This window comes from Pseudomonas sp. MF08875, from assembly GCF_059862525.1.
Genome location: NZ_JCBCUW010000010.1, coordinates 101,473 through 114,428 on the forward strand (window position 1 = coordinate 101,473; position 12,956 = coordinate 114,428).

Annotated in this window: 9 protein-coding genes; 6 read left to right on the plus strand and 3 right to left on the minus strand. The window is 65.8% G+C overall.

Annotated elements, in window-relative coordinates; translation table 11 throughout:
* Positions 1–72 precede the first annotated feature (72 nt).
* Positions 73–4,968, plus strand: a complete 4,896-nt coding sequence (locus AC19YT_RS08160; protein WP_500610065.1) for an alpha-2-macroglobulin family protein — start codon at positions 73–75, stop codon at positions 4,966–4,968.
* 172 nt (positions 4,969–5,140) lie between these two features.
* Here AC19YT_RS08160 and AC19YT_RS08165 read toward each other — a convergent pair whose 3' ends face one another.
* Positions 5,141–5,434, minus strand: coding sequence for a hypothetical protein (locus tag AC19YT_RS08165; RefSeq protein WP_095109532.1), 294 nt, complete (start codon positions 5,432–5,434; stop codon positions 5,141–5,143).
* Between the two features lie 221 nt (positions 5,435–5,655).
* Here AC19YT_RS08165 and pbpC point away from each other — a divergent pair, with 221 nt between their 5' ends.
* From pbpC to AC19YT_RS08190, 5 genes are all read left to right on the plus strand, one after another.
* Positions 5,656–7,968 (plus strand): peptidoglycan glycosyltransferase PbpC, encoded by a 2,313-nt coding sequence (gene pbpC / locus AC19YT_RS08170; RefSeq protein ID WP_500610087.1) that lies wholly within the window; start codon positions 5,656–5,658, stop codon positions 7,966–7,968.
* A gap of 144 nt (positions 7,969–8,112) precedes the next feature.
* Positions 8,113–8,418: a MazG-like family protein gene (locus AC19YT_RS08175; RefSeq protein ID WP_095109531.1), complete on the plus strand. Its 306-nt coding sequence runs from the start codon at positions 8,113–8,115 to the stop codon at positions 8,416–8,418.
* Positions 8,415–9,164 carry a methyltransferase domain-containing protein gene (locus AC19YT_RS08180; protein WP_500610066.1) on the plus strand — a complete coding sequence of 250 codons (750 nt, stop codon included), beginning with the start codon at positions 8,415–8,417 and terminating at the stop codon, positions 9,162–9,164. The genes AC19YT_RS08175 and AC19YT_RS08180 overlap by 4 nt, the downstream gene beginning before the upstream one ends.
* A gap of 22 nt (positions 9,165–9,186) precedes the next feature.
* Positions 9,187–9,795 (plus strand): DUF4136 domain-containing protein, encoded by a 609-nt coding sequence (locus AC19YT_RS08185; RefSeq protein WP_500610067.1) that lies wholly within the window; start codon positions 9,187–9,189, stop codon positions 9,793–9,795.
* Positions 9,796–9,836: 41 nt separating this feature from the next.
* Positions 9,837–10,397 (plus strand): DUF4136 domain-containing protein, encoded by a 561-nt coding sequence (locus AC19YT_RS08190; RefSeq protein ID WP_095109528.1) that lies wholly within the window; start codon positions 9,837–9,839, stop codon positions 10,395–10,397.
* A 138-nt stretch (positions 10,398–10,535) separates the two neighbouring features.
* Here the strand turns inward: AC19YT_RS08190 and pgi are convergent, their stop codons facing one another.
* Complete coding sequence (gene pgi / locus AC19YT_RS08195) at positions 10,536–12,200, minus strand: glucose-6-phosphate isomerase (protein WP_500599231.1); 1,665 nt, start codon at positions 12,198–12,200, stop codon at positions 10,536–10,538.
* 237 nt (positions 12,201–12,437) lie between these two features.
* Entirely contained in the window at positions 12,438–12,818 is a 381-nt protein-coding gene (gene panD, locus AC19YT_RS08200) for an aspartate 1-decarboxylase (RefSeq protein WP_003228271.1), read from the minus strand.
* Between the last annotated feature and the right edge of the window lie 138 nt (positions 12,819–12,956).

The window sequence follows — 12,956 nt, forward strand, 5'->3', positions numbered from 1 at the left end:
GCGGCGCCACAGCCGTGTGGGCGCTGGTGATATATAGTTCAACCCCTCGATGCCCCTGCCGATGAGTGCCCCATGCTTAACAAAGGACTGTTCCTGGCTTGCGCGCTTGCGCTGCTAAGCGCTTGCGATTCTTCGACCCCCGACCCGGCCCCGCCCGCCGCCTCGACGGCCGCGCCTGCCGCTGCCGCCAAAGCTGCGCCGGATGTGAGCGCGCTCAAGCAGCGTTACGCCGGGCGCGAGTTAAGCGTGGTGGACGTCTCCGAGGTGCAACTGGATGGTGCCAGCACCCTGTCGGTGAGTTTTTCCATCCCCCTGGACCCGCAGCAGAAGTTCGCCGACCGCGTGCACCTGGTGGACAGCAAGTCCGGCAAGGTCGATGGCGCCTGGGAGCTGTCGGATAACCTGATGGAACTGCGCCTGCGCCACCTGGAGCCGCAGCGCAAACTGGTGCTCACCGTTGACGCCGGGCTGCGCGCGGTGAACGAGGCAACTCTCGCCGCCGAGCACATCAGCCGCCTGGAAACCCGCGACCTGCAAGCCACCGTCGGTTTCGCCAGCCGTGGCACCCTGCTGCCCACGCGCCTGGCCGAAGGCCTGCCGGTGATCGCGCTGAACGTCGACAAGATCGACGTCGAGTTCTTCCGCATCAAGCCCGAATCCTTGCCCGCATTCCTCGCCCAGTGGGGGCGCAGCACCAGCCTGCAAAGCTACGAGTCGCGTGAATTACTGCCCATGGCCGAACTGGTCTACGGCGGGCGTTTCGACCTCAACCCGGCGCGCAACACCCGCGAAACCCTGCTGCTGCCCATCGCCGGCCTCAAGCCCCTGCAACAGCCGGGCGTGTACCTGGCGGTGATGCGCGCCTCGGGCACCTACAACTATTCGCAACCGGCCACGCTCTTCACCCTCAGTGACATCGGCGTGTCGGTGCACCGTTACCAGAACCGCATCGATGTGTTCGCCCAGGCGCTGGAGGGCGGCAAGGCCCTGGACGGCGTCAGCCTGGAACTGCTCGACAACGAAGGTCGCGTGGTTGGCCAGGGCAAGACCGAGAAGGGCGGCCACGCCCAGTTGCCGCTGCCGAAAAAAGCCGAAGTGCTGCTCGCCCACCAGGGTGAACAGACCAGCCTGCTGCGCCTCAACAGCGCCGCGCTGGACCTGGCCGAATTCGACATCGGCGGCCCCCAGGCCCATCCGCTGCAATTCTTCGTGTTCGGCCCCCGCGACCTCTACCGCCCCGGCGAAACCGTGCTGCTCAACGCCTTGCTGCGCGATAACGACGGTAACGCCGTCAAACCGCAGCCCATCAGCGTCGAAGTACGGCGCCCGGACGAGCAGGTCAGCCGCAAATTCGTCTGGGACGCCGACGCTTCCGGCCTCTACCAATATCAACTGCAACTGGCCGGCGAAGCGCCCACCGGGCGCTGGCAACTGGTGTTCGACCTGGGCGACGGCAAGCCCCAGCTCTATGAATTTCTCGTCGAAGACTTCCTTCCCGAACGCCTGGCCCTGGAACTCAAAGGCAGCGACGCGCCGATCACCCCGGCGGCCACCGCCGAAATCAACGTCAACGGCCGCTACCTCTATGGCGCGCCGGCGGCGGGCAACCGCCTCAGTGGCCAGGTCTACGTGCGGCCATTGCGCGAAGCGGTAAAAGCCTTGCCCGGCTATCAGTTCGGCTCGGTCACCGAGGAAGAACTGAGCCAGGACCTGGAGCTGGAAGAAACCGCCCTCGATGCCGACGGCGAAGCGGTCATTGCCCTTGAAAGCAAATGGGCCGAGGCCAAGTCGCCGCTGCAGCTGATCGTCCAGGCCAGCCTGCAAGAGTCGGGCGGGCGGCCCATCACCCGCCGCGTGGTGCAACCGGTGTGGCCGGCCGAGCGTTTGCCGGGTATCCGTGCGCTGTTCGACGGCGAGGAAACCGACGGCGACGGCCCGGTGGAGTTCGAGCTGCTGGTGGCCAACAACCAAGGGCAAAAACTGGCGGCCAACCAGCTCAAGGTGCGCCTGGTGCGCGAGCGCCGCGACTACTACTGGAACTACTCCGACAGTGACGGCTGGAGCTACCACTTCAACGAGAAATTCCTCAACCTCGACGAACAGAGCCTGAACATCAAGGCCGGCGACACCGCCAAGGTCAGCTTCCAAGTGGAGTGGGGCCCGTACCGCGTCGAGGTCGAAGACCCGCAGACCGGGCTGGTCAGCAGCCTGCGCTTCTGGGCCGGCTACCGCGCCCAGGACAACGCCGAAGGCGGTGCCGTGCGCCCCGACCAGGTCAAACTGGCCCTGGACAAACCCGCCTACGGTGATGGCGACACCGCCAACGTCACGGTGACCCCGCCCGCCGCCGGCAAGGGCTACCTGTTGGTGGAATCGGCCGAAGGCCCGCTGTGGTGGGAAGAAATCGACGTACCGGCCGAGGGCAAGAGCTTCGCCATTCAGCTCGACCCGAAATGGGCGCGCCATGACCTCTACGTCAGCGCCTTGGTGATCCGCCCGGGCGAGCGCAAGGCCAACATCACCCCCAAACGCGCCGTCGGCGTGCTGCACCTGCCGCTGGATCGCACGCAACGCAAATTGGGCCTGACCCTCAGCGCGCCGGAAAAAATGCGCCCCAAACAGCCGCTGACCGTGAAAATCCAGGCGAAAAACGCCGATGGCAGCGTGCCCAAACAGGTGCATGTGCTGGTGGCTGCGGTGGATGTGGGCATCCTCAACATCACCGAATACCCCACGCCCGACCCGTACTCCAGCCTGTTCGGGCGCAAGGCCTACGGCGCCGACCAACTCGACGTTTATGGGCAGTTGATCGAAGCCGGCCAGGGCCGCTTGGCCAGCCTGGCCTTTGGTGGCGACGCGGCGCTGGCCAAGGGCGGTAAACGCCCGGACACCAGCGTCACCATCGTCGCCCTGCAAAGCGCGCCGGTGACTCTCAACGCCCAGGGCGAAGGGGAAGTCAGCGTCAACATCCCTGACTTCAACGGCGAACTGCGCCTGATGGCCCAGGCCTGGACCGACGAGCGCTACGGCATGGCACAAGCCAAGACTGTGATTGCCGCGCCGCTGATCGCCGAATTGTCGGCGCCGCGCTTCCTCGCCGGGGGCGACCAGACCAAAGTCGCCCTGGACCTCTCCAACCTGTCGGGCAAGGCGCAGAAGCTCCAGGTGCAACTGAGCGCCGAAGGCCAGTTGAGCTTGCCGGGCGAAGCCACCCATAGCGTGCAACTGGCCCAGGGCCAGCGCACCACCTTGCAGATCCCGGTGCAGGCCCTGGGCGGTTTTGGCCAGGGCAAGGTCAAGGTGTTGGTCAATGGCCTCGACCTGCCGGGCGAGAACCTGCCGCCGTTCACCCGCGAGTGGACCCTGGGCGTGCGCCCGGCCTACCCGGCGATGCTCAAGCACTACCGCGCCGTGCTCAAGGACCAGCCGTGGACCCTGCCCGAAGGCGAGTTGGCGGCGTTTGAACCAGCCGGCCGCGAAGCCCTGCTCAGCCTGTCAAGCCGCCCGCCGCTGAACCTGGGCGAGCAGATCCGTGCGCTCAAGGCCTACCCCTACGGCTGCTCGGAACAAACCACCAGCGGCCTCTACCCCTCGCTCTACGCCGACGCCGCGAGCCTCAAGCGCCTGGGCCTGGAAGGCGAGCCAGAGGCGGAGCGCAAACGCAAGATCGAACTGGGCATCGAACGCCTGCTGGGCATGCAGCGCTACAACGGCAGCTTCGGCCTGTGGGGCGCGGACGGCGAAGAGGAATACTGGCTGACGGCCTACGTCACCGATTTCCTGCTGCGCGCCCGCGAGCAAGGCTTCGCCGTGCCGCCCGAGGCACTGAAAAAGGCCAACGAACGCCTGCTGCGTTATGTGCAGGAACGCAACCTGATTGAAGTCAATTACAGCGAGAACGCCGAACATACCCGCTTCGCCGTGCAGGCCTACGCCGGCCTGGTTCTGGCCCGCAGCCAGCAGGCGCCGCTGGGCGCCCTGCGCAGCCTGTTCGAGCGGCGCACCGACGCCCGCTCTGGCTTGCCGCTGGTGCAACTGTCGGTGGCCCTGCAGAAAATGGGCGACCAGCCGCGCGCCGACCAAGCCCTGATCGCCGGCCTGGCCGCCACCCGCAGCAGCAAGAGCTGGCTTGCGGACTACGGCAGCCCGCTGCGCGATCAAGCGCTGATACTGGCGCTGCTGGAAGAAAACGACCTGGCCAAGGGCAAGCGTGAAGAACGCCTGTTCGAGCTGGCCGATCAACTGGCGGCCAGTCAGTACCTATCGACCCAGGAACGCAACTCGCTGTTCCTCGCCGGCCGTGGCCTGTTGGGCAAGCCGGAAAGCGGCTGGGCCGCGCAACTGAGTAGCGCCAGCGAAACCCGCGAGCTGAACAACAACCAACCGGGGTTGAAACTCGAAGGCCCGCTGCTGGCCTCGCCGCTGTCGTTGCGCAATGAAGGCAGCGAAGCGGTGTATCAGCAACTGACCATTTCCGGTTATCCGGTGCAGGCGCCGGTGGCAGGGGGCGAGAACCTGAGCATCCGCCGCGAGTACCTGGGCATGAACGGCCAGCCGTTGAACCTCAATGCCCTGGCCAGCGGCGACCTGGTGCTGGTGCACATTGCCGTTGCCGCCAAGCAGCGCGTGCCCGATGCCCTGGTGGTAGACCTGCTGCCCGCCGGCCTGGAGCTGGAAAACCAGAACCTGGCGCAAAGCGCTGCCAGCCTGGAAAACGCCAGCAGCAAGGTCAAGGAATGGCGCGAATCGATGCAGAACGCCGGGCTCAAGCACCAGGAGTTCCGCGATGACCGTTACGTCGCGGCCCTGAACCTGGACGGCTACGGCACCACGCACTTGCTGTACCTGGCGCGTGCCGTCACCCCGGGCACCTACCGCGTACCGCCGCCGCAAGTGGAGTCGATGTACCGTCCCAACTGGCAGGCCGTGGGGGATGCGCCGGCGCAGATGGTTATCAAGGGGCGTTGATCGGATAGGAGTAGGGCAAGCCCCAGTGGGAGTGGGCTTGCCCGCGAGAGTGATCGTGTAGTAAGCGGGCTCGCCCGCGACGCTGTCGTAATCGGCGCTCATTGAGTACCGATTCAGGAGCGCTACGCACTCCAGCGCGGGCGAGCCCGCTTGCTACAACTACAGCCATCGCTCAATGAATAACCCAGCTCAACAGCCACAACCCCAGCAGCAGCCAGATGATCCCCATGATGATGGAGGCGCGCATAAAGGCGCGGATCGCCGAATACAGCAGCATCAGGCCCACGATCAGGGCCAGGATGCTGATGATTGAGGTGTCCATGCCCAGCGTCTGCGACAGCCCTTCGACAAAATTGCCGCCCGCGTGAGTCAGTGCATTGAACAACCCGCTCAACCCATCGACGATAAATCGGATCACCGCGCCCAGCGCCTGGCCGAGCCACTCGAAAAAGCTTTCTACCTGCATATGTGCATCCTGATGAAAAAGTGGGCGGCAATGCCGGACCTGAACCTTGGGCCGCGGATACCGGCGCCGAGTTCCGCAAGCACCATGGCCTTGCGCGCATGAGCCTGCAACCCCCTGCTATGCAGCCAACCCGTTGTGGGAGCGGGCTTGCCCGCGATAGCGGCGCCACAGCCAGTAAAGAGGAGCCGCTGCCTCAGAAAGGGCGGCGTCTATTGCGGTTTTTGCCCTGGGCGGCGGCCACGCTGTTGCTGCTGCTCGCCCTGCTTTGGCTGGCCGACCGCCTCTGGCCCTTGCCGCTGCCCCAGGACGACCTCGCCCGCGTGGTGCTGGCCGAGGATGGCACGCCGTTGTGGCGTTTTGCCGATGCCAACGGCGTGTGGCGCTACCCGGTGGCCACCGACCAAGTGTCGCCGTACTACCTCGATGCCCTGCTGACCTACGAAGACCGCTGGTTCTACCGCCACCCCGGGGTCAACCCGCTGGCGCTGGGCCGTGCCGCGTGGCAGAACCTAGTGGGTGGGCGCGTGGTGTCGGGCGGCAGCACTCTGTCGATGCAGGTGGCGCGCCTGCTCGACCCCCATTCGCGGACCTGGCACGGCAAGTTGCGCCAGTTGTGGCGCACCGCGCAGTTGGAGTGGCACCTGTCCAAGAACCAGATCCTCGCGCTGTACCTCAACCGCGCGCCATTCGGCGGCACCCTGCAAGGCGTGGCGGCCGCCAGTTGGGCGTACATGGGTAAATCGCCGCTGCACCTGACCCACGCCGAAGCCGCGTTGCTGGCGGTGTTGCCCCAGGCGCCGAGCCGCTTGCGCCCCGATCGCCACCCGGCGCGGGCCCAGGTGGCGCGGGACAAAGTGCTGCGGCGCCTGGCCGAGTTCGGTATTTGGCCGCAACCGGCGGTGGATGAGGCCCTGGAAGAACCGTTGCTGCTGGCCCCGCGCCTGGAGCCGAGCCTGGCGCCTCTGCTGGCGCGGCGCCTGAACCGCGCCGACAGCCCACCGCTGATCCGCACCACCCTCGATGCCACCTTGCAGCGGCGCCTCGAAGACCTGCTGCTGGGCTGGCGCGCGCGGCTGCCGGAGCACACGTCGGCGGCGATTCTGGTGGTCGAGGCGCAGACCATGGCGGTGCGCGCCTACCTGGGCTCGGTGGACATCAACGACGCCCGCCGTTTCGGCCATGTCGACATGATTAGCGCCCTGCGCTCGCCGGGCTCGACCCTCAAGCCGTTCCTTTACGGTATGGCCCTGGACGAGGGCCTGATCCATTCCGAGTCGCTGTTGCAGGACGTGCCCCGGCGTTACGGCGATTACCGCCCCGGCAACTTCTCCATGGGCTTCAGCGGCCCGGTGCCGGCCAGCAGCGCGCTGTCCACCTCCCTCAACCTGCCCGCCGTGCAATTGCTCGAAGCCTACGGGCCCAAGCGCTTTGCCGCGCAGATGCGCATCGGCGGCATGCCCCTGGCGCTGCCGGCCCTGGCCGAGCCGAACCTGTCGCTGATCCTCGGCGGCGCGGGCAGTCGCCTGGAAGACCTGGTCAGCGGCTACAGCGCCTTCGCCCGGGGCGGCAAGAGCGCGGCCATTCGCCTGCAACCGGACGATGAGTTGCGCGAGCGGCCGCTGCTGTCGCCGGGCGCGGCGTGGATCGTGCGGCGCATCCTCAGCGGCCAGGCCCGCCCCGACCGCGACCCGCGCGCCGAACTGGTGCAACGCCCGGTGCTGGCCTGGAAAACCGGCACCAGCTACGGCTTTCGCGACGCCTGGGCCCTGGGCGTGGGCCCGCGTTACCTGATCGGTGTGTGGATCGGCCGCCCCGACGGCACGCCGGTGCCCGGGCAATTCGGCCTGGCCTCGGCGGCGCCGTTGATGCTGCAAGTGCACGACGTGCTGATTAACCGCGACAGCCAGCGTGGCATCAGCGCCCCGGTGCAAGCGGTGCCGCTTAATGTCGGCGTAGCGGCGATCTGCTGGCCCCTGGGCCAACCGCTGAGCCGCAGCGACCCCAATTGCCGTCGCCAGCGCTTTGCCTGGACGTTGGACGGCACCACGCCGCCCACCTTGCAGGCGCTGGACCAACCGCTGGGCGTGGGCCTGCTGGAAAACATCTGGGTCAACGACAAGGGCCTGCGGGTGGACGCCAAGTGCCCCGGCGCCGTGGCCCGCGAGGTAGCGCTGTGGCCGGCGCCGCTGGAACCCTGGCTGCCCCGGGCCGAGCGCCGCGAGGCACGCCTGCCGGCCACCGACCCTGGCTGCCCCGGGCCGCTGCTGTCGGCGGCGGCACCGCTGTCGATTGTCGGCGTGCGCGAAGGCGACCAACTGCGCCGCCCGGCTGCCAGCCAAGAGCGGCTGCGCCTGAAACTCTCGGCTCTGGGCGGCAACGGCCGGCGCTGGTGGTTCGTCAACGGCGCGCCCCTGGGCGATAGCGCTCACCAGGACAGCATCAACGCCACTTTCGGCGACGTGGGGCGCTATCAACTGAGCGTGCTCGACGAAGGCGGGCAGACGGCACGGGTGGAGTTCAATGTGGTGGACTGAGTGTTAGGCCGCCATCGCGGGCCGGTTATCGGCCTGTGGGAGCGAGCCTGCTCGCGATGAACCCACCGCAAATCGCGCGCCAGCCACCCACCAGTTGCTTCCCAACCCCAACCCCCCGAAGCTATGCGCCTTGAGGAGAACCCGATGAACCTTGTAGAACTCACCCAACGCCTGCACGCCATCCGTGATCGCAACGATTGGCGGCCCTTCCACAGCCCGAAAAACCTGGCCATGGCTGCCAGCGTGGAAATGGCCGAGCTGGTGGAAATCTTCCAGTGGCTCAGCGAAGACCAATCGCGCCAACTGCCCGCCGACAAACTGGCCCACGCCGGCCAGGAAGTGGGCGACATCGTGCTGTATCTATTGCTGCTGTGCAGCGAGCTGGGGTTGGACATGAACGACGTGGTACGCAGCAAACTGGCCGACAGCGAACGGCGGTTCGGCGCATGAGCGACCGGCATTTCGACCAGTTGGCGACCCGCTTCGCCGAGAAAATCTACGGCGGCGCCAAGGGTGCGATTCGCCTGGCGGTGCTCCAGGCGGATTTGCTCCAAACCCTGCCCGAGCGGCCGCTGCGGGTGCTGGATATCGGCGCGGGCCTGGGCCACATGTCGCTGTGGCTGGCCCAGCGCGGCCATGACGTGACCCTGGCCGAGCCGGCCGAACCGATGCTCGCAGGCGCCCGCCAGCGTTTTGCCGAGGCGGGGCAGAGCGCAACCTTTATCCAGGCACCGTGGCAAGACCTGCTCGGCCAACTCACCGAGCCCTATGACCTGGTGCTGTGCCACGCGGTACTGGAATGGCTGGCCGAACCCCACGCGATCCTGCCGGTGCTGCACCAACTGACCCGCGCCGATGGCTGGTTGTCCCTGGCGTTCTACAACCGCGATGCGCTGATCTACCGCAACTTGCTCAAAGGGCATTTTCGCAAGATGCGCAAGAACGACATGGCCGGCGAAAAGCAAAGCCTGACCCCGCAACAGCCCCTTGATCCGCGTGAACTGGCGGCGCAACTTGAAGGCCTGTGGCAGGTCGAAAGCCAAAGCGGGGTGCGGGTGTTCCACGACTACATGCCGGTGGAGTACCAGGCCCGCGCCGAACTGGCCGATTTGCTCGAAATGGAACTGGCCCACAGGCGCCACCCGGCGTTCGCCGGGTTGGGGCGTTACTTGCACTGGGTCTGCCGTCCCGTCTAGGCAGCCCTCAACGGAGCGCGAGATGAAACGCGGTGCTGGTCTTCTGCTGTTGTGCCTGAGCCTTGGCGCCTGCCAAAGCCAGAACCCTTATGTCGCCGACTCCAAACCCCTGCCGCCCGCGCCGGCGCAAGCGGCCAACACCGTCGACCGCAGCGCCTACCCGGCGCCCGTGCGCGACTACGGGCGCTACCGCAACTGGGCCTGGCGCGACGGGCGCCTGCCCGCCGGCAGTGCCTGGGCCGATTCAGCGCAAGTGGCCGAAGCGGTCAGCGACGCCCTCGACCAACGGGGGCTGCGCCCGGTGCACGACAACCGCCCGGCGGATTTGTCGGTCAGCGCCGACTTGCACCTGGAAAAACGCCTGCGCCAAGTCCGCGACGATTACGCCTATGGCGGCTATGGTGGCTACAACCGCTACGGCAACGGCTATGGCATGTACAACACGGTGCCCATCGTGCGCACCTATGAGGTGGAAGTGGTGGTGGTGCGGGTTCACCTGTTCGATGGCGCCAGCGGCCAACCGGTCTGGAGCGCCAGCGCCGAGGCCAGCAGCCAGGGCAGCCTGAGCGAGCGCGTCGATGCGCTGCGCCAGGCTGTGGAAAACGCCCTGGCGGCGTATCCTCCCAGCTAGCCATCGGGTTTTGCGTTCATGTCTTCCATGGGAGAAACATCATGCTGCGTTACGTCGCTGTACTGGCTTGTGCCGTGTTGCTCAGCGCTTGCCAATCGAACCAGGTCAACCACGACTTCGATGCCAGCCGCGATTTTGCCGGTTATCGCAGTTGGAGCTGGAAAGAACCCGCGTTGCAGTACCGCCCCGACGACCCGCGGATCAAGAGTGACTTGACCGAGCAACGCATCCGCCAGGCAGTGGGCGAACAACTGGACCAGCGCGGCTTGCGCCCGGCAGCGAGCGGGGCGCGGGCGGACCTGAACGTGCAGACCTACCTGATCGTCGAAGACCGCCAGCAGCAAGTCACCACTAACTACGGCGGCAGCGCCTGGGGCGGCCCGTGGAATGGCTACTGGGGCGCGCCGATGTACAACGAAACCCGCAACGTGACCTATAAGGTGGCGACCTTGCAGATCGACCTGCTCGACGGCAAGGACGGCAAACTGGTCTGGCGCGGCAGCGACGAGCAACTGCTCAGCACTTCCCCGAACCCCGCCGACCGTAGCGCCGCCGTGCGCGCGACCGTGAGCCGGATTCTGGCGAACTATCCGCCCAGGTAAGGCGGAGCCAAAAAACACTGTGGGAGCGAGCCTGCTCGCGATGGCGGCCTATCAGCCCTTAATGGTTTGGCTGAAAACCGCTATCGCGAGCAGGTTCGCTCCCACAGATACACACACAGCAAGTGGCAGGGTGACCGCTTACCCGCGATGACGCCCGCGGAAGTAGTCGATCAAACCTTGGGTCGAGGCATCGTCGGCCGGGGTTTCTTCGCTGCCGATCAACCGGTTGTAGACGCCTTTACCCAGCTCCTTGCCCAACTCCACGCCCCATTGGTCGAAGGCGTTGATACCCCAGATCACGCTCTGCACGAAGACCTTGTGTTCGTACAGCGCCACCAGCGCGCCGAGGCGACGGGGGCTGATGCGCTCCACCACCAGGGTGTTGCTGGGGCGGTTGCCGGGGATGACTTTGTGCGGCGCCAGTTTCTGCACTTCGTCTTCGCTCAGGCCTTTGTCGCGCAGTTCGGCTTCGGCTTCGGCGCGGGTCTTGCCCAGCATCAGGGCCTGGCTCTGGGACAGGCAGTTGGCGTACAACCACTGGTGATGGTCGGCCACCGGGTTGAAGCTGACGATGGGCACGATGAAATCGGCCGGGATCAACTGGGTGCCCTGGTGCAGCAACTGGTGGTAGGCGTGCTGGCCGTTGCAGCCGACGCCGCCCCAGATCACCGGCCCGGTGTCGGTGGACACCGGTGTGCCGTCCTGGCGCACGCTCTTGCCGTTGGACTCCATGTCCAGTTGCTGCAAGTGCTTGGTGATGTTGCGCAGGTAGTGGTCGTACGGCAGGATCGCGTGGCTTTGCGCGCCCCAGAAGTTGCCGTACCACACGCCCAGCAGTGCCAGCAGCACCGGCATGTTCTGCTCGAACGGCGCGTTCTGGAAATGCTGGTCCATGGTGTAGGCACCCGACAGCAGTTCCTTGAAGTTGGACATGCCGATGGCCAGGGCAATCGGTAGGCCAATGGCCGACCACAGTGAGTAGCGCCCACCGACCCAGTCCCACATCGGGAAGATGTTCTCTTCACGGATGCCGAACGCCACGGCCGCGGCGTTGTTGCTCGACACCGCGATGAAGTGTTTGTACAGCTCTGCCTCGGAACCGCCCTGGGCCAGGTACCAGGCGCGCGCGGCCTGGGCGTTTTTCAGGGTTTCGAGGGTGTTGAAGGATTTCGACGAAACGATGAACAGCGTCGTTTCAGCGCGGATTTTCTGCGCCAGTTCATGGAACTCACTGCCGTCGATGTTCGCCAGGTAGTGGCAGCGCACGCCTTTCTGGGCGTAGGACAACAATGCCTCAGACACCAGCTCCGGGCCGAGGAACGAGCCGCCGATGCCGATGTTGACGACGTCGGTGATTGGCTTTTCGGTGTAGCCGCGCCACAGGCCATCGTGGATGCGGCCCACCAGTTCGGTGATCTGGTTGAGCACCTTGTGCACGTCGGGCATGACGTTGACGCCATTGACCGACAACTTGTCGCCCACCGGGCGGCGTAGGGCGGTGTGCAGCGCCGGGCGGCCTTCGGAGGAGTTGACGATTTCGCCGTCGAACAGCGCCTTGATGGCGTCCTTGAGCTTGACCTCGTTGGCCAGGGTCACCAGGCGCTCGCGGGTTTGGGTGGTAATCAGGTTTTTCGAATAGTCGAGCAAAAGCCCGCAGCTGCTCAGGGTGAACTGGCTAAAGCGCTGAGGATCGCTGTTGAACGCCTCGCGCATGCTGAAATCCTGCATGGCCTGGCGGTGGTCATTCAACGCCTGCCAGGCAGGCAGAGCGGTCACGTCATGGGGAGTGCGGTAGTACGCCATCGCTGCGGGGTTCCTTAACTTGAACTTGGACTGGCTTTTGGACACTGAACGGCCCGGAACGTCCTGTTCGGTACAAGACAAATCCGGTCAAGCTGCGCCACCACGGCTTACTGGCGCAAGGCCAATACCATAAACCTTGTGCCTGGAGCTGTCTTGATTTTGTCGGAGGCTATTTTCAACGGCCGGCGCCGGCAGGTTGGCTGCCGGCGGGGCGGGTGCGCAGGGCTGCGCGAAGGTTCAGGCGACCTGGACCGGGATGGCGTTGCTGGTGTGGCTCAGTTCGTTGCCCGGCGCCATGTACAGCATGCGTGGCTTGAAATTGAGCAACTCGGCTTCGCTGTAGTGGGCGTAGGCGCAGATGATGACGCGGTCGCCGACCTTGGCCTTGTGGGCCGCCGCGCCGTTGACCGAAATCATGCGCGAGCCTTCTTCGCCACGGATCGCGTAGGTGGTGAAGCGTTCGCCGTTGTCGACGTTGTAGATCTGGATCTGTTCGTATTCACGGATACCGGACAGGTCCAGCCACTCGCCATCAATGGCGCAGGAGCCTTCGTAATCCAGCACGGCGTGGGTGACTTCGGCGCGATGCAACTTGGCCTTGAGCATGATGGCGTGCATGAGTGTTTCCTTGGTCAGAACCCCGAATCGGCGCGCAGTTTGCCCGAAGCGGGAAGGGGGAGCAATTGCTGTCTGCGAGGGCATTTTGGCGGCACCAGGCCCTGGTGAGGAGGGCCTGTGTGCTCCCACAGGGGATGC